This is a genomic window from Erythrobacter sp. Alg231-14 (assembly GCF_900149685.1).
Lineage (GTDB): Bacteria > Pseudomonadota > Alphaproteobacteria > Sphingomonadales > Sphingomonadaceae > Erythrobacter.
Genome location: NZ_LT702999.1, coordinates 2,703,287 through 2,720,937 on the forward strand (window position 1 = coordinate 2,703,287; position 17,651 = coordinate 2,720,937).

Consider the following 17,651-nt stretch of genomic DNA (forward strand, 5'->3'; position numbering starts at 1 on the left):
CTAACGCGGAAGTCTAATGGAAGTCGCGTGATTTCGGTATGATACGGTGATTGCGCGGATGCCCGGTAACATTGGGCAATTCATCGATCAAATCGCGCGGTCTCAATGCCTCTTTATCCTGTTTGCCTTGCGGCGGGTTTCTCCCCGACAAGGGTGCGTTGACGTGATCTGCGCGCGCAGTCGGCGCGTTCAACATATCATCGGATAACGCGTAAAGCTGATCACTCGCGTCGGTCATGTGTTGTGCAATGACATGGATCACTTCGTCGTCATATTCGACCCGGCCGCGCACCTCCATCAATCGCGCACCCATCACCACGCGGCGTTGTTTTTCTTTAAGGTCGGGCCACACGACAAGGTTCACGACGCCTGTCTCATCCTCCAATGTGATAAAGCAAACGCCCTTTGCGCTGCCGGGGCGTTGCCGGATCAAAACCACGCCGGCAACGTGCACCACACTGCGGAATTTACGATTTCTCAAATCGCTTGCCCGGACGAAGCCGCGCTCTGCCAAGGATGGACGCAAGAACGCCAAAGGATGCGCCTTCAGGCTTAGCCGGGTCGTCTGATAATCGGCGACCACCTCTTCGCTCATGGGCATAGTGGGTAGGTTTGTTTTGGCTCGCTCCGCCCCTTCGTCGCGTTCATCCGCTGCCCGGAACAAAGGCAAATCGGGGCCCGCGATCAAACTGCGCGCATCCCACAATGCCTGTCGACGCGACAATTCCAGCGATCCGAAACAATCCGCACTGGCAAGCCGTTCAATATGCGCAGGGGATAGTCTGGCGCGTTCACGCAATTGGGCGACATCTTGATAGGGGCCATGATCAACGCGCTCTGCGATCAATTGCGCGGCGATATGTTCGTGCAATCCATCCACCTGACGCAGCCCCAAACGCAAAGCGATATGGCGATCGAACCGGCCCGTTTTCGCATCGCCGGTATCGCTGGTCTCGATGACATCGCCTTGTTCTTCCAACGTGCAATCCCATTCACTGCGGTTCACATCCGCCGCCAACACCTGCACCCCATGTTCGCGCGCATCACGAACGATTTGCGCCGGCGCGTAAAAACCCATCGGTTGTGAATTCAACAAAGCCGCCGCGAAAGCAGCCGGGAAATGGCATTTGAGCCAGCTGGACACATAAACCAGATGCGCAAAGGACGCCGCGTGGCTTTCGGGAAAACCGTATTCCCCAAAGCCGCGAATTTGATTGAAGCAACGCTCTGCGAAATCGGGGTCGTATCCGCGTTTCACCATTCGTCCGACCATCATATCCTGCAATTCATCGACCATCCCACGTGACCGGAATGTCGCCATCGCCTTGCGCAATCGATTGGCCTCAAGGCTGCTAAACTTTGCCGCATCCAAGGCGATTTTCATCGCCTGTTCCTGAAAAATGGGGACTCCCAATGTGCGGCCCAAAATGCTCGACAATTCATCGGGCGGCCCGTGCGCTGGCGATGGTGCGGGGATCTGCACTGGTTCTGCACCTCGACGGCGTTTGAGGTATGGGTGCACCATGTCCCCTTGGATTGGGCCGGGACGCACAATCGCAACCTGGATCACGAGGTCATAGAATTCGCGCGGACGCAGGCGCGGCAGCATATTCATCTGAGCCCGGCTTTCCACTTGGAAAACACCCAAGGAATCTCCCTTGCGCAGCATCGTATAAGTTTCCGGGTCTTCGCGCGGAACGCTCGCCAATGTCAGGTCACGGCCATGATGATCGCTTAAAAGATCGAGGCACTTTTTGATGCATGTCAGCATCCCCAAAGCCAGGACATCGACTTTCAGAATGCCCAACGCCTCAATATCGTCTTTATCCCATTCGATAAAACTGCGATCGGGCATCGCACCATTGCCGATCGGCACCGTTTCGGTAAGCGCGCCGTGCGTGAGGATAAATCCGCCCACATGTTGTGACAAATGACGCGGCATCCCAATCATTTGTTCGGTCAATTTCAAAACGCGGCGCAAATGCGGATCGGACAAATTCATGCCGATATCTTCGATATGGGCCTCCCCAATTTCGCGCCCCATTCCGCCCCAAACCGTCCGCGCGAGCGAGCTTGTGACATCCACTGACAATCCCATCGCTTTGCCGACTTCGCGGATCGCCATACGCGGACGGTAATGGATGACGGTTGCGGTCAGACCGGCGCGGTGCCGGCCATATTTCTTGTAAATATGCTGGATCACCTCCTCGCGCCGCTCATGCTCGAAATCGACATCAATGTCGGGCGGCTCTTTGCGTTCCTCAGAGATAAACCGATCGAACAACAATTGATGTTTGGCCGGATCAACGCTGGTGATCTCTAAACAATAGCACACAGCGGAATTGGCTGCAGAACCGCGCCCCTGGCATAGGATCGGCGGATCAACGCTGCGGGCGAAATCGACGATGTCTTTGATGGTGAGAAAATACCGCGCAAGGTCGAGCTTTTCGATCAGCGCCAATTCGCGTTTCAACGTGTCGCGGACGCTTTCCGGTACGCCGGACGGGTACCGCCGATCCGCACCGCGCCATGTTTCTGTTCGCAAATATTCCTGTGGTGATTGGCCGTCGGGATAAATTTCCTCCGGATATTCATAGCGCAGTTCATCAAGTGTGAAATCGCAACGGTCGGCGACCTCGCGCGCGGCGTCTATCGCGTGGGGCCACCTTTCAAACAGGCGGCGCATTTCATCGGGACTTTTAAAATGCCGTTCCGAATTGGCGTGGAGCAAGTGACCCGCCTCTGACACCGTCGTCTTATGCGCGATCGCTGTCATCACATCATGCAACGGGCGACGTTCGGGCGCGTGGTACCGCACATCATTGGTGGCAAGCAGGGCGAGACCATTGGCCCGCGCCAAAGCGTCGAGGCGGTCGATCCGAGCAACGTCATTGCCCCGATACAAGAAACTGGCCGCGCAATGGCGCAACGTTGGCAAACCGCGCATCAAATGCGGCAACAGATCCGGTAGAATACCCGACACATCGCCCCCCAAGTCGCTGCCATCCAACGCTACAACATTGCTGGCCCAAGCGGGAATGGTGAAACGCGTCTCCAAATCCTCTGGTGGCATCACGATCAACTGCACATCCTCTGCATGATCGGCCAACATCGACAGGCTGATCTCGCACACGCCCTTTTCCTGCCACTCCCCCGAGAGAGTTTGCATGCGCCCGGCGCTGATCAAGCGGCACAAACGACCATAAGCGGCGCGGTTTTTGGGATAGGCGAGGAAGGTTATCCCTTCGGTCGTTTCGATCCGGCATCCGATGACGGGCCGCAATTTCAACGTGCTCGCCTCTGTGTGGATGCGCACCACACCGGCAAAACTGTTCGCATCCGCGATGCCAATTGCATCATAGCCAAGCCGTTGAGCGGTCGTCACCAGATCAACCGCATCCGAAGCGCCGCGCAGAAAGCTAAAACAACTGACAAGGCCCAATTCGACAAAGGGCGCACGCGGTGGCGCCTCGATCAGGTCCGGATCAATCTCCAACGTGCGTTTATCGGGGGTAAGCGGCGCGTCTGGCATATCACGCCCCACACATCCCTATTCCCCGTGAAATACGATGCGCATGACGCATCACATTCCGCCGTATCGGTAAGGTTTGGGATTTCTGTTTGAGCGATTTTTGGGTCATCGGAACACCTTCGTGTTCCTTATATGTTCTCACCCCTCAATCACCAAATGCAAATTGTGCAATGAAATGGGAACCCATGCGCGGATGAAACATTATCACAGCACGACCGGGCCCCTCTGGCGAGCAATCCTGCTCGTGATGTCGGACGTAACCTGCGGCGAATGATGCCGATGTTATTTATGGGGGGCGCGCGGCGCTCTCCGTAAGGGAGTACAGTATGAACAAATTTATGATTGTCCCAGTGATCGGCGTTAGCGCCCTCACCCTTGCTGCTTGCGATAGCGCAGCGACCAAGGCGGACGCGGCCAAAGCCAATCCAATCACCGAAGCCGAAGTAGAAGCGGCTCAGATCGCTTGGGGCGAAGGCATTGTCGCAATCGGCCAGGTCTTCACAGAAGAAGGCGATTACAGCGGCCGCGCCGCGGAACACATCGCAACGCATTACGCCTATGGCGATGATGCAACGATCCTGTTCAAGCCGACATTGGCTTCCGAAGATCAATTCCGCGAAACATCCGAAGAAGCGCTTAGCTACTTCGTTGGCACCGAAGGCACCGAAGATGGCGGCTTTGCCATCGCGCCCTACAGCGCGGTTCGTTGGGAAAACAACGGCACCGTGATCGACGAAGACGGTGATATGGCGGTTGCCATGGGCAATTACTTCTTCACCGGATCAGACGGCAACGAAACAAAGGTCGAATATTCATTCGCCTATGAAAAAGACGATGCCGGTGATCTCAAAATTGTCCTGCACCATTCCTCATTGCCTTTCAGCCCTAACTGAACGGTACGTTGGTAAGAATGGGGGTCGGGGCAATGCTCCGGCCCCCTTTTTTTGGTCAGAGGGTGGCGTTCAAACGCGGTAGATTTGGTGTTGTTGAGGGGTGATATCCGCACCGTTCGCGGAACACAGATGGTCCAAAACGGCCGCGTGCATTTGCCCTTCGAATGCGACGCCGGCGAAACGATCTTCGATCCAAACGATCGTGCCCAATGGCGCGTTGATGCCGCCGACTTTCATCGTCACGCGGTCCCCCACCGTGGCGAAACCTCGGGTTGCTTTGATTTTGCAGCCGCCTTGGGAAATGTCGATCATATCGACATAGGTGACGCGCGATTTCACACGGCTTTTCACCATGAGGCTTAGGGGTCTACGTTCGGCCCTGCTTATGACAGAATAGGCGGTCATGGAGCCTGTTTCGCAGAAGTCTGTAAACAAAGCTTAACCGCGCCGGTAAACAGGAATTAACCATGCGATGTGTGGCAGAAAGCACGAGGCGGATTACCACCCATTGCATCACGTCACACCGCTTTGCTTTGGCCTTCACGCGTAAAGTCCCTGCAAAAACCAATCGGGCATCCCGCCACGCCCATCTGTCGCCAAACCGTGGCGATACATCCAATACCGCCGTCCCTTATCGTCTTCGATCCGATAGTAATCACGCAATCGCACGGTCGATTTTTCCCGCCACCACTCCGGCGCAATACGCTCTGGTCCTTCAACCCGGTTCACTTCGTGCACTTTGCCACGCCAACGAAAGCGTTGGGGATAGCCATCGGGTGACGCGTAAAGCACCGCAATCCGTTCCGGCCGATCCAACAATTTCAACGGTCTGGCGCGCGGTTCCACAATGGCGTGCGCGGCCGATTCCGGACTTAACGGATGGTGCCAGATTTGCGACCGTTCCGGCAGATGGCTGGCATATGGGATCGGGCGTCGCACCGCGCTTGGACCAAGCCGCACGCTCAACCGATCCAAACACGCGGCAAGCGATGTGCCGTGACGTTCGGCCGCCTCTTCGACATCGCGTTGATCCACATCCATTGGTTCGGCCCAACTGGCGCGCAAACGCACCGTTTCGATCCCAAACCCGGCATCAATACCTTCCAGTTTTTCCGCAAACAGCCGGTTGATATGCGCCGGCTCCCGTGTCGCCGCGGCCATTTCAAGCCGCCGTACAATCACCTCTCCATCAACACGCCATAGGCCCAGATCAAGCCGCCGGGCACCCTCACCCCGCCCCTCCAATTCACGCGCCATATCGGTGGCCAAATCGGCAAGCACCTGATCCAGCAAGGAACGATGGCGCAGCGGTTCCATCAACCGGCGTTGAACCAACGGCATTGTGTGTTGAACCACAGGCAAAAGAGGTTCGGGCACGCGGCCCAATATTTGATCAAGCCGGATGAGCGGATTGGCCGAAGGGGATTTGCGATTGCGAAATCGACGATGCAGCGCGTCCCGCGCCGCCGCTTCGGATCGGTTCACGGCGCCTTGCGTGATATCAGCAAGATCGCCAAGCCGTTTGAGGCCCAAGCGTCGCAGCACCGTTAAAACATCACCGTCCAGCCTAAGCGCTGCGACCGGGAAATCGGCCAGACGGCGCATGGGATCCTCGTGCCCCCCAAGGATGAGACGCGCGCCCCTGTTCTGAGCGCCATAATGCGCCATCGCCCACGCTGCACCCGCAGTCGGTGCAATACCGGCGCGAACCGTCAATTTGCGTTTGGCAAATGCGGCATCCACATCATCCAGCAAGCGCCTCTCTCCGCCAAAAAGATGCGCCGCCGCCGTGATATCAACCAACACACCATCAGGCGGATCGAGCGCGCTCCACGGACCCCAGCGTTGCGCCCAAATGGCAAGCTTTTCCAGAAAGGCGAGATCGCCCGCCGGGTCCGCAGGGGCGGTTTGGATCTGCGGACACAAAGTGCGCGCATCTGCGAGCATCATTCCTGGCTGTGCACCGGCCAGTGCACCGGCATCATTCACCGCATCAACGCGTGGCCCATGCGCTGTTTCAGTGATGAGAACGGTGGGTTCCGCGTCTGGGCCGCACCCGCGTTCGACCCCCTCCCCATTAGGCGCGAGCGACAGCCGCCAGCGATCGACCGACAGTCGGGCGCACCAAATGGCCAATATTCTGCGACCGTGCTGTGTATTGTTGAGCAGAGTGGTGCCGGTTTCCTGACCTGTTTTCGGGGGGTTGTTGTGCGCAGAGGCGTCCGTCTTCATTGCTCAAAATCCATTTGCCAGGAGCGTGGTTTCGCGCCCGAAACAGCTCCGCCTTCCATGCCGGTGCGCCGGGAGCATCCGCATTCCAAAGCGGCGGCGCAGATGGGGCCGGTTCGGCCTGCCAACGCATTCGGGCCGATGACAAATCCGCCTCTGCCTCCAACCGCACCAGCCACAGCGCGATCCCCTGTTTTTGGGCCGTCAGGCTTAATCGTCGCGATGCGGTGAAATCGAGCGCCCTCGGATTGCCCACGATCTCTCCGATCACACAGGCAAGATCGCGGCACTTCAAACCTTCTTCGAGCGCGAACAAAGCGTCTTGAGCGTTCTGTGCCTCGACATGGATCAATCGGTCCCGCAATTCCGGCGGCAACCCTTGGGCAAAGGGCCTACCGCTGCGTTCAACCGCCCGTTTATCTTGCACCCATAGGACCTGGCGACGGTCGATCGCTTCCGCCGTGGGATCGCGGCGCCTCTTTGCGTTCCCATCCACCGACAGAGCATCGCACGACAGAGCGTCAGACAACAAAGCATCACAGGCCAAGGCCAGCGCAAGCCCCGCTCCGCCCGCATCCGACGCGCTTGCGAAAATCTCACTATGAAGCGGTTGATCTGAGAGACCTGGCCTCCACCGACCTTCCCTCACCAAATCTTTGGGTGAGGCGACAATGTCATTCGCCGACAGACGCACGCGCGCAGCCCTCTCTTTAGGAAGAGAAGGAACAGACAAAGTCTCGGTCAGGGCATCGTGCGCTTTCACGCCGGAAGGAAGGATAGAATTTTTCATAAGGAACACTGTGAAGACTCAGGTGAGTCTCATTTGTTCCTATTATGTTCCACAATTGAGAAGGGATTACAAGCCGCATGGCCTGCAATCCCTCTCAATCAATCCGGCTCTCTCAATAAATCAGGCCCCAAGGATCTCCGGGAACAACCCAGTTACCAAAATCAGGCCCACGGCCAGCGGGCACAACCACGCAATCAAGAACCGCCAAGCACTCAGCCAAACGCCCGACAAACCAGTCATCTCAGCAACCAACTTGCGATCAGCACGCCAACCGACAAAAATGGCCGTAAAGAACGCGCCCAACGGCAACATCACCTTACCGGTAAACCCATCAACCGTGTCCAAAATGTCAGTCTCCGCAAAGAGCGACCAGAACCCGAGTAGGCGAACATCAGACCACACATTGTAGCCAAGCAAACACGCCACCCCAATAAGGAACGCGCCGCCGCCAAAAATCATCGTCGATTTTGGACGGCTCCACCCCATCTCACCAATGCCCCAAGCGACGGGCACCTCAAGCAGTGAAATCGAACTGGTAACAGCGGCCACCAAGATCAGGACAAAAAACAAAAGACCGATCAAAGCCCCAGCCGGCATCGTCTGAAATGCGAACGGCAATGTCTGGAACACCAACGTCGGGCCAGCCGCAGGGTCCAGTCCCACAGCGAACACAATTGGGAAAATCATCAATCCAGCGATCAAAGCAACACCGGTGTCGGCAAAAGCGATGGTCAAAGAAGTTGGCCCAAGCCCCGCTGAACCCTTAATGTAAGACCCATAAGTGATCAGTCCAGCAACCCCCAAAGACAGCGAGAACAGCGCCTGACCCAGCGCAGTGTTCATCACTTGCGGCGTCAGCTTCGACCAATCGGGCGTAAACAGAAAGGCCAGAGCCTCTGTCATATCGCCCACAAAGGCACCGTAAATCGTAATCCCAACAAGCAAGACGAAGAACATCGGCATCAAGATCGTCGCAGCCGCCTCAATCCCCGAGCCAATCCCACGCGCTACAATCGTGAAGGTCGCGCCCATAAACACCGCATGCATGGCAAGAAGCAGCCAAGGATTGCCAAACAGCCCACCCAGACGGTCCTGAATATCGGTTTGACTTTCTCCCGGTAGTGCACCGCGGAAAAGATCACCTGAGCCAACCGCGCTCAAAAAGTCGCCGCCCATAACGCCAACATAATACAGCACCCACCCGGCTACGACCGAATAGAATGACAAAATAAGGAATGCCGCAACAACGCCGAGCAGGCCAAACCCGCTCCACGCTTTCGACACTCCAGACTTTTCAGCGACCGTACGGATTGAACCAACCGCATCATTCTGCCCGGTCCGTCCAATAAAAATCTCAGACACAACAAGAGGTAGGCCCAATAGGAAAACGCAGCCGACATAGAACAGGACAAACGCCCCGCCCCCATTTTCACCCGCGAGCGTTGGGAAACGCCAAACGTTCCCCAAACCAACCGCCGCGCCAACGGCGGCCAGAATAAACGCACTGCGCGATGACCAACCCTCACGCGCGGTCGAACCGGTGGATGCTACCATGTCTTAAAATACCCTCTTATCGCGCGGCAATCACCGCGCCTGTCCCTTTATAGCCCCTTACTGCAACGAAACCGCGCCTGCGCCAAGGGTTGACGACACATTGTACACTTTGCCTTCTTTGAGACGGGGCGCTAAATGCTTTGCCTATGTCTACTACATTCCAGCTTGATACGAGCACCAGCCGAGCGACCCCCACGCCAAAGCCACGAAAAAGGCTGACGGTACCGCGCATTCGGGATCGCAAGAAAGACGGCACCACCCAAGAACCCCTAGTTATGTTGACCGCATACACTGCGCGTCAGGCGCAATTGCTTGATGCGCATTGCGACATATTGCTGGTCGGGGATTCGCTGGGTCAGGTGATCTATGGTTTGGACAGCACGTTGCCCGTTACCGTCGATATGATGATCAATCACGGCGCAGCGGTGGTGCGCGGCAGCTACCACAGCCTTGTCGTCGTCGACATGCCATTTGGTGCGTACGAAGCTTCTCCCGAAAAAGCGTTCGAAGTGGCGGCCAAGATCATGGCAGATACAGGTTGCGCCGCTGTCAAATTGGAAGGCGGCGAGGCGATGGCCGAAACCATTGCCTTTCTAACCAATCGCGGCATCCCGGTAATGGCGCATGTTGGCCTTACCCCCCAAGCGGTGAATGTCTTGGGCGGATATGCGGCGCGCGGGCGATCTCAGGAAGAGCATGAGAAAATCATGCGCGATGGCAAAGCGGTTCAAGATGCGGGTGCCTTTGCGGTGGTCGCAGAAGGGGTGATTGAACCGATTGCAATTTCGCTGACCAAGTCGCTGGAGATACCTGTGATTGGTATTGGCGCATCTGCCCAATGCGATGGTCAGGTTTTGGTGACCGAGGATATGCTGGGCATGTTTGAACGCGTGCCCCGTTTTGTGAAACGGTATGACGACATCGCCGGTATGATCGACAAAACGGTTGCCGCCTATGCAAGCGAAGTGCGCGACCGCAGCTTTCCCGGCGAAGAACAAACCTATCAACCCAAAAAGTGATCGCACGGGGTCTTCACTCAGAAGACAGTGTGCTCAACGCGTCTACCGCTCTCGCAGCATTAGGCGCCCCGGTTGGTTGCGCCCTGATTGTCTGAGGCGTTGTCTTGCCCCGTTTTCTGATCCGCGTCGGACCCGGCCAATATGGTCGCAAACGGCGCGGCGAACATCAATTGCAACAGGTGGTACAGCAACAAGGGCGCGATCACGAAGCCGGCCACGTTGGCGGGAAAAAGGATCGCAGCCAGCGGCGCACCGATGGCCACGCTTTTTTGAGAACCAGCAAACACGAAAGCGATCCGGTCCCCCCTTGGATAATTCAGCGCCCCGGCACCGATCCAAGCGCCGCCCGTAGCCAGCACCAGATACGCCAATAAGAGTGCGGCAAAAATCGCCCACCCCATTGCGCCAAACATCCCGGCCAAACCTTGTTCCACCGCGCCGGAAAACGCGACATAAACCGCGGTTCCAATCACGATCCGATCGACCCACGCGACTTGGCCTTTGCGCTCTTTCAGCCAGTCTATCGTCCATCCCTGAACCATTTGGCCGATGATGAATGGTAAAACCAAGATAAGGCCGATGCGCATAATCGTCTCGGTGCCAATGTCTGCGGCTTCGCTACCTGCTAATGCGGCAAACAGAGGCGCGGTGATGAACACACCCGCAATATTGATTAAGGCTGCGCCCACCACGGACAACGCAACATTACCCCCGGCCAGGCTGGTGTAAGATGTCGCCGATTGCACGGTCGATGGCAGCGTGCCCAGATACAGAAATCCCAAAGCGACCATAGGCGGCAGCCACAAGGTTGCGACGCTGGACAAGCCTAGGCCGATCGCTGGCATGGCCCCGAAAACCCAAAGGAACAGCGGCAGAAAGAACCGCCAATTGGAAAGGCCCCGCGCGATCTCTCCGCGTGCGATCCGCATGCCATTCACTAGGAATAATAGGAATATTGCGGCGTTCGAAACGAATTGCGCAGTGGCCCGAGCTTCTCCTGTGGCGGGAAACGCATTGGCCAGCAATGTCGCAATGAAAAGAACCAAGATCATCGGATCGGCAAACAAGGCAAAGCGGGATTTCATACCCCGCGCCCTGCCCGCTCACATCACGAATGTCGAGCCGCGCGCATGGTTCGCCGTTTGTTAGCTTGCGATGAAGGCGTCCGGGGCAAGCTCTAGACGAAGCTGATTAAAGCGTGCGGCTTCCTCCTCTCGTTCCAACCCCTCGGCCGCCTGAGCGCGCAAGGATAGGACCGCAAGATCATTACCCGCCCCCAATCCAATTGCCGTATCAAGCAACACAGCCACTCTCAGCCAGTCCTCACGCTCTGCGCTGCTTTCTGCCAAGAGGAGCAGCGCATCGGTGTTCTGTGGATCACCGGCAATATACCGCGTCAACAACACTTCGGCTGCCAATTCATCACCATATTCGCGATAGGCATCGATGATCTTGCGCGTTAACGGCCATGACCGCCGCACCTGCGCAGCCACGCTGTACCGTTCCAAAGCGGCCTGTGCATTGCCGCTCGCCAAATGCGTGTCGCCGGCCAAGGCATAGATGTCGCCCGATTGCGGCAATTCTTCGATCAATTGATCCGCCGCCCGCCTTGCACGCGAGAGATTTTCACCTTCTACCAATCGCCGCAATTGCGCAGTCGATGGCGGCAAAGGCACTCCGTTCGGGGCATCGCTGTTAAGGACAATCCGCTCGCGTCCGCGTGCTTCTCTAGCCTTTAGGATAAACGGGATCGCTCGTTCGCGTTGCCCCATCCGTTCCAGGCTGCGGCCAACCAACATCATCAAATATGGCGAGGCATCATCGCTTTGAGCCAACTGACCGAATTGATCGACAATCACGCGATCGCGTCCGCCCAACCACAAGGAAAGAGCATAGAGCTCGTTCACTCTGACATTGTCTGGTTGACGCGCCGTCAATTGCTCCAACGTTTCGGCCGCTGTATCAAAAGCACCTTGTTGCAGATCAACAATCGCGTCGAGCATTAGGGCAGAAGGCACACCGTTGTTCGCCAATCCGCTTCGGTTCAACAGAGTGCTGGCCAACACCGGGTCTTCGGCACGCGCGGCCAACACCGCCTGAAGATAGTGGACCTGTGGGTAGGTTGGCGCAAAGTCGGCCAATTGCCGCACCACGGTCAGCATATCTTGGTAACGCCCCAAATCACCCAGTGTAGCCGCGTAATCTGCCAACACTTCGGGATTGCGCGGATCTGCAATCGCTGCGGCTTCAAACCAGATCAGCGATTCAGAAAGACCGTTGGCATCCCGCACCAATTGCGCGCGCATCAACAAAGCCGGCGCGTAATTCGGGTTGAGCTCCAAGGCGTAATCCGCCGCCTCGATCGCGGTCAGATGCTCTCCACCGCGAAATCTTAGCCGCGCAATATCGACCCAAAGGCCAGGGTTTTCTGGCTCAATCTCGCGCGCTTGATCGTAATATTGCCCGGCTTCTGGCAGATTTCCGTTGGCCACGGCCAAACGCGCGTCGTCGATCAATTCAAGAAACGAGGCATCTCCGGTGATCGCGGAATTGCTGCTCGGCCCTTCTTGGCCGGAGCAACTCGCCAACAACAAGGCGGCGCCCAATGTCGCAAATTTACGCATGGAGATCATACTGCTTTAGCAAATCGTACAATGTCGGACGGCTAATCCCAAGCAGCTTTGCAGTGCTCGAAATGTTCCCCTCGCTGCGGGCCAATGCGTGGCGAATGACCCGGCGATCGGATTGCTCGCGTGCGGATTTTAGGTTGAGCACTTCGGTGTCTTCGCCGTCGCCATCATCAAAATCCAAATCGCCCGCATTCACCAGTTTGCCGTCGGCCATGATGACCGCGCGCTTCACCCTGTTTTCAAGCTCGCGGACATTGCCCGGCCAATCGTGCCCATCAATCGCAGTCAGCGCATCCGGAGCAAAGCCGGTGACCGTTGGGTTCATCTCGTGGGAGAAACGCTTCAAAAACGCCTTACCCAACAACACGGCATCGCCGTGGCGTTCAGATAGACCCGGTATCCGAACAACAATTTCGGCCAAACGATAGAAAAGGTCCTCTCTAAACGTCCCCTCGCCGATCATTGATTCCAGGTTCTGGTGGGTTGCGCATACGATACGCGTGTCGACCGATATTGTTTTGCGCCCACCAATCCGTTCAATCGTGCGCTCCTGAAGAAAGCGCAGCAACTTCACCTGAAGCGGCAATGGAATATCGCCAACTTCGTCGAGGAAAAGTGTGCCCCCATCGGCGCTTTCGATTTTGCCTTCTGTGGTCTTCACCGCCCCGGTAAACGCTCCTTTTTCGTGCCCAAACAACTCACTTTCCAGCAGGTTTTCAGGGATCGCGGCGCAGTTGATGGCGACAAAGGGTTTGTCCGAACGGTTGCTTGCGTCGTGCAATCCTTGAGCCAACAATTCCTTGCCGGTGCCGCTTGCGCCCAACAACATCACAGACACATTGGCGCTGGCGACGCGTTCGATTGTGCGGGCAACTTTGACCATTTCCGGCGCGCCGGTGATCAATCGGCCAAGGACCGTTTTGTCTTCGCTTGCATGGGCAACAAGACGTCGATTTTCCTCTTCGATTTGATGCAGGTTGAATGCCCGACGGACAATCAATCCCAACGCATCAATATCGACGGGCTTTTGATAGAAATCATAGGCCCCGCGTTCGATCGCTTGCAAAGCGCTTTCGCGCGCGCCGTGGCCGCTGGCTACGATCACTTTCGTATCTGGCTTTAACGCCATGATCGCATCAAGCACTGCGAAACCTTCGCTCGTGCCATCGGGATCAGGCGGCAATCCCAGATCAAGCGTCACGACAGCCGGCGTCTCGCTGCGCAAGGCGGCGATGGCGCTGTCGCGGTCACCTGCAATGACGACTTCAAAATCATCATACGCCCATTTTAATTGCGCCTGCAGGCCCTCATCGTCTTCGATGACCAGCAATGTGGGTTTCTTTTCGGCCATTATGCGACTTCTTTTTGGTTTGAATTTTCGTCAGGATTTTCGGCTTTGGTTTCACGGCTCTCCAGCAGCTTGGCCGCCTCGGGCACAGGTAAGGTGACGCTGAAACGTGTGCCCACCCCTTCGCGCGATTCCACATTCACTCGGCCGCCCATCGCCTTGATCATTTCGCGCGCCTCGAACGCTCCGATGCCAAAGCCGCCTTGCTTTGATGAAATGAACGGTTTGAACAGGCTGTTGCGGACAAATTCGGGCGACATCCCTTCGCCGGAATCGACCACGTCGATTTGACCGCTCAAACCGTCGCTTGCGACGCTCATGAAAACCTGACCGCCCTGCTTGCTTGCATCCACCGCGTTCTGGACGAGGTGGATCAATGCTTGTTCCAATCCTTCGTGATCGGCCAAGACTTGAACAGGATCGGCACGGGTCACTGAAACCGGGTGCACCGACTTGAACCGATCGGCGATGCCGGTGGCAATCTTTGCCAAATCGATCTCACGCACATCATTCGTTTGGGCCGAACCATACCGGCTAAGCCGCGCGAGCAGAGCGTTCAGTTTGTCCGACGAATTGCGAAGGGTAACCAGCATATCGGCCCGGAAATCGGGGTTGTCGGCATGCTTTTGCGCGTTGCCCGAAAGCAGCGAAATCTGGCTCGCCAAATTCTTGATGTCGTGCATCACGAACGCCATCCGGCGATTGAATTCATCAAATCGACTGGCATCCATCAACGCCTGTTGACCGGCTTGTTCGGCAAGGTAGCTGGCTAATTGTTGGCCCACCACGCGCAGAAGATCAAAGTCTTCCCAATCCAAACCGCGTTCAATCCGCGGCCGCGCCAAGACAATGGTTCCCACCAAACGATCAAAGTGGATCAGCGGCACAACCGCCCATGCATCCTCCGCCTCTGACATCCATTCGGGGACATGCGCCAGTTCACCGTGATGATCCGTGCCGCTGCGCACTTCATCAAGATCAAGGATATGATTGTGTTGTTCCAATAGACCGGACAGCGCAAAGTCACCGGCAATTGCGGGCACTTCGATCATTGCCCAATTCCAACGCGCCGTCAGTTCCAATTGCGCCTCTTCATTGGGCACAAGCAGCAATCCGGCGGGACTGTCGGTGATATCGGCAATCGCCTTTACCGCACGCTCATGAAACGAAGCGTGGAAATTGGCACCGCTGGTTTGTACCGTTCCAGACCCGCGTCCAATGGTCCGGGTGAACCTCAACCATTCTTCGCGATAATCGTACCGGTGTTGAAACAGATGTTTGACCGTTGTGACCCGCAACCATCCCCGCAATCGTTCGGAAGGAAGCCAAAGGATCGCCGCTGCGCATGCCAGCGCAAGGAACACGATCTGACTGGCGCGGGCAACATCGCCGCCAAGCAAGGCGAGCGAACGCGTGATCAACACCATGACAAGCAGGTAACTGCCGATGACCAGCAAAGACAATGTTTGGAACGTCACTGCGCGCGATGGTCTAAATTGAAGTCCAGCATTCGCAGAGTTAGCACCCCACGCCAACAATCCCGCCGCAAGGCCCACGATCAAACCGCGCACCGTCACCAAAACCGCCGGATATTCGCCGCCCAAATATGAGATTGTGAAAAAGTTGAGATCATAGGCGAACACCGCCGCCAGCCCGATCCACGCCCATCGGATCAGCTTTCTCGAAGAAGCCGATGCGCCTGCGTAGAGATTGTGCAGCAGCACCAACGCTCCGATCGCCACCAACATGTTCAAGACGGTGCCGACTTCGAAAAGGATCTGCGCAACCTCTGGGATCATTCCCGCCTGCGCGTTCACAAACAGCAACACCGGTTGCATCAATTGGACAAGCGCGAGCGAAAGGATCACAGGGCGGGTCGGTTTAAGGCTTTCGTCCCGTCCATCGGCCGCGAACAAGCGGAAGATAACCGCAATCAGCGCAAGATTGCGCGCTGTTTCTGCCAATTCGATCGCCGGTTCACCGGGCGTGAACGTAACCGACACCGTGCACCAAATTGCAATGGCTCCGCATGCGGCCAAAATTGCCCTGCGATCAGGGCGCTCACGATCACCGAACCGCGCAATCCACAACCCCGCGCAGGCGCTCATCAAGGCGCCTGCGAGATAGCAGGTTAGCATTGCGTAAGGCGCAAAAGCGGAGAGATTTAACATCACCGCGCTCCCTCAGGCCAAAGGATCACGCGGACCGTTTGCAAGAGGATTACGAAATCTAGGAACGGCGTATAATTTTTGGCGTAATACAGATCGTATTCGAGCTTTTTGCGGCTATCGTCGATTGACGCGCCGTAGGGATAATTGATTTGAGCCCACCCCGTGATACCGGGTTTTACCATGTGGCGTTCGCCGTAAAACGGGATCTCTTCTTGAAGATGATCGACGAATTTGGGGACTTCGGGCCGTGGCCCAACAAAGCTCATTTCCCCCTTTAGAACGGCCCATGTTTGTGGCAATTCGTCGATCCGAACCTTGCGGATGAAACGACCAACGCGGGTCACGCGCGGATCATTTTCCTCGGCCCATTTGGCACCGTCCTTTTCGGCATCTGTGCGCATGGATCGCAATTTGGTGAGATAGAATGTCTCTCCAAACAACCCCACACGCTCCTGTCGGAAGAATGCAGGTCCTTTGCTGTCCATTTTCACGATGGCTGCAAAAATGGCGATAATCGGAAATGTAACCAGCAGAAGGACGAGGCTGGCAGTGATGTCAAAAATGCGCTTCACCGCGCTCGACAACATCCGACTGCTTGAAAAACCATCTGAGAATATCAACCAACTTGGATTGACCGTATCAAGATCAACGCGGCCCGTTTCGCGTTCTAGAAAACTGGAGAAATCGTTGACGTGAACACCCTTTGTCTTGATCCGCAAAAGGTCGTTCAACGGCAAGGCATTCCGACGTTCCTGCAATGCGAGCACAACCTCGCTGACCCCGAGGTTTTCGACAAACCGTCCCAAATCATGGATCGCCTCGCGCGGGATCGCCTCTTCGACGGCGCGTTCGGGTTCACCCATCGCGATATAGGAAACAATGGCAAAACCTGCTTCGGGCTTTTCGCCCAGCTTGCGTAATCTTTGGGCCCGATCCCCTGCACCCAAGACCATAACCCGGCGGCGAAAGGATGATGATCCAAGGAAGCTGTTCAACAGCAACCGATCCGCGACCAGAACAACGATCGCAAAGCCCATCGAATACAGCAATGTGGAGCGCCAAAATGTGTCACCCGGCAAGATCCAATCGAGCGTGGCGAGCGCAATGATGCCCAAACTTATCGCAACCAACAATCGCGCGCCCGCAAACCGCAGCGAACGCAATGCGTAAGGTCCGTAGACACCCACTGAAATCATCGCGAGCCAAACGACGCTGGCCGACCCCAAGAGCGGGATCCAGCGATTGCTGAGAGGACCGGGGTCCATCCCGATCTGCGCCGAACGGACCAACCATGCCATTTCGCTTGCCACCATAAGCAAGGCAAAATCTAGCATGCCGAGCAACATCACGGCGTGAGGAATATAATGCTTAAACAAGCGGATCATTGCAAAGCGCGGCCTTGTAAATGGGTTTCGTGCGATCCCCTTTTAGGTCCGAGTGCTTAAGTGTCGGTAAATTTTACAACGGCTATTTCGCCCGCTTTTC

The 17,651-nt window shown here is 56.5% G+C and carries 12 protein-coding genes; 2 read left to right on the plus strand and 10 right to left on the minus strand.

The window, feature by feature from the left end; translation table 11 throughout:
• Nucleotides 1-13 precede the first annotated feature (13 nt).
• Entirely contained in the window at nt 14-3,532 is a 3,519-nt protein-coding gene (locus BQ8290_RS13000) for an error-prone DNA polymerase (protein ID WP_108790976.1), read from the minus strand.
• 326 nt (nt 3,533-3,858) lie between these two features.
• Here BQ8290_RS13000 and BQ8290_RS13005 point away from each other — a divergent pair, with 326 nt between their 5' ends.
• Nucleotides 3,859-4,425 (plus strand): phosphoribosyl-AMP cyclohydrolase, encoded by a 567-nt coding sequence (locus BQ8290_RS13005; protein ID WP_337661402.1) that lies wholly within the window; start codon nt 3,859-3,861, stop codon nt 4,423-4,425.
• 69 nt (nt 4,426-4,494) lie between these two features.
• Here the strand turns inward: BQ8290_RS13005 and BQ8290_RS13010 are convergent, their stop codons facing one another.
• From BQ8290_RS13010 to BQ8290_RS13020, 4 genes are all read right to left on the minus strand, one after another.
• On the minus strand, nt 4,495-4,830 hold the full coding sequence (locus BQ8290_RS13010; RefSeq protein WP_108790978.1) for a PilZ domain-containing protein: 336 nt from the start codon (nt 4,828-4,830) through the stop codon (nt 4,495-4,497).
• 135 nt (nt 4,831-4,965) lie between these two features.
• Nucleotides 4,966-6,561, minus strand: coding sequence for a Y-family DNA polymerase (locus BQ8290_RS13015; RefSeq protein ID WP_337661515.1), 1,596 nt, complete (start codon nt 6,559-6,561; stop codon nt 4,966-4,968).
• The gene (locus BQ8290_RS15225) at nt 6,503-7,444 is read right to left on the minus strand and encodes a recA-like protein (RefSeq protein WP_337661403.1); all 942 of its coding nucleotides are present in this window, start codon (nt 7,442-7,444) and stop codon (nt 6,503-6,505) included. Before BQ8290_RS15225 ends, BQ8290_RS13015 begins: the two co-directional genes overlap by 59 nt.
• Nucleotides 7,445-7,564: 120 nt before the next feature.
• Entirely contained in the window at nt 7,565-8,998 is a 1,434-nt protein-coding gene (locus tag BQ8290_RS13020) for a sodium-dependent transporter (RefSeq protein WP_108790982.1), read from the minus strand.
• A gap of 146 nt (nt 8,999-9,144) precedes the next feature.
• Between BQ8290_RS13020 and panB the strand changes: the two genes are divergently transcribed.
• Nucleotides 9,145-10,017 (plus strand): 3-methyl-2-oxobutanoate hydroxymethyltransferase, encoded by an 873-nt coding sequence (gene panB, locus BQ8290_RS13025; RefSeq protein WP_108790984.1) that lies wholly within the window; start codon nt 9,145-9,147, stop codon nt 10,015-10,017.
• 59 nt (nt 10,018-10,076) lie between these two features.
• Here the strand turns inward: panB and BQ8290_RS13030 are convergent, their stop codons facing one another.
• Genes BQ8290_RS13030 through BQ8290_RS13050 form a run of 5 tightly spaced genes read right to left on the minus strand, consistent with a single transcriptional unit; the run spans nt 10,077 to nt 17,551 of the window.
• Complete coding sequence (locus BQ8290_RS13030) at nt 10,077-11,102, minus strand: bile acid:sodium symporter (protein ID WP_108790986.1); 1,026 nt, start codon at nt 11,100-11,102, stop codon at nt 10,077-10,079.
• Between the two features lie 60 nt (nt 11,103-11,162).
• The gene (locus BQ8290_RS13035) at nt 11,163-12,641 is read right to left on the minus strand and encodes a tetratricopeptide repeat protein (protein ID WP_337661404.1); all 1,479 of its coding nucleotides are present in this window, start codon (nt 12,639-12,641) and stop codon (nt 11,163-11,165) included.
• Nucleotides 12,634-13,998 carry a PEP-CTERM-box response regulator transcription factor gene (gene prsR, locus BQ8290_RS13040; RefSeq protein ID WP_108790990.1) on the minus strand — a complete coding sequence of 455 codons (1,365 nt, stop codon included), beginning with the start codon at nt 13,996-13,998 and terminating at the stop codon, nt 12,634-12,636. The genes BQ8290_RS13035 and prsR overlap by 8 nt, the downstream gene beginning before the upstream one ends.
• On the minus strand, nt 13,998-16,166 hold the full coding sequence (gene prsK / locus BQ8290_RS13045) for an XrtA/PEP-CTERM system histidine kinase PrsK (RefSeq protein WP_108790992.1): 2,169 nt from the start codon (nt 16,164-16,166) through the stop codon (nt 13,998-14,000). Before prsK ends, prsR begins: the two co-directional genes overlap by 1 nt.
• Nucleotides 16,166-17,551, minus strand: coding sequence for a TIGR03013 family XrtA/PEP-CTERM system glycosyltransferase (locus tag BQ8290_RS13050; RefSeq protein ID WP_108790994.1), 1,386 nt, complete (start codon nt 17,549-17,551; stop codon nt 16,166-16,168). The genes prsK and BQ8290_RS13050 overlap by 1 nt, the downstream gene beginning before the upstream one ends.
• Nucleotides 17,552-17,651: the final 100 nt, after the last annotated feature.

Coding starts and splice junctions, on each gene's coding strand:
- BQ8290_RS13000 (WP_108790976.1), bottom strand. CDS start 3,532: ATGCCAGACGCGCCGCTTACCCCCGATAAACGCACGTTGGAGATTGAT.
- BQ8290_RS13005 (WP_337661402.1), top strand. CDS start 3,859: ATGAACAAATTTATGATTGTCCCAGTGATCGGCGTTAGCGCCCTCACC.
- BQ8290_RS13010 (WP_108790978.1), bottom strand. CDS start 4,830: ATGACCGCCTATTCTGTCATAAGCAGGGCCGAACGTAGACCCCTAAGC.
- BQ8290_RS15225 (WP_337661403.1), bottom strand. CDS start 7,444: ATGAAAAATTCTATCCTTCCTTCCGGCGTGAAAGCGCACGATGCCCTG.
- BQ8290_RS13020 (WP_108790982.1), bottom strand. CDS start 8,998: ATGGTAGCATCCACCGGTTCGACCGCGCGTGAGGGTTGGTCATCGCGC.
- panB (WP_108790984.1), top strand. CDS start 9,145: ATGTCTACTACATTCCAGCTTGATACGAGCACCAGCCGAGCGACCCCC.
- BQ8290_RS13030 (WP_108790986.1), bottom strand. CDS start 11,102: ATGAAATCCCGCTTTGCCTTGTTTGCCGATCCGATGATCTTGGTTCTT.
- BQ8290_RS13035 (WP_337661404.1), bottom strand. CDS start 12,641: ATGCGTAAATTTGCGACATTGGGCGCCGCCTTGTTGTTGGCGAGTTGC.
- prsR (WP_108790990.1), bottom strand. CDS start 13,998: ATGGCCGAAAAGAAACCCACATTGCTGGTCATCGAAGACGATGAGGGC.
- prsK (WP_108790992.1), bottom strand. CDS start 16,166: ATGTTAAATCTCTCCGCTTTTGCGCCTTACGCAATGCTAACCTGCTAT.
- BQ8290_RS13050 (WP_108790994.1), bottom strand. CDS start 17,551: ATGATCCGCTTGTTTAAGCATTATATTCCTCACGCCGTGATGTTGCTC.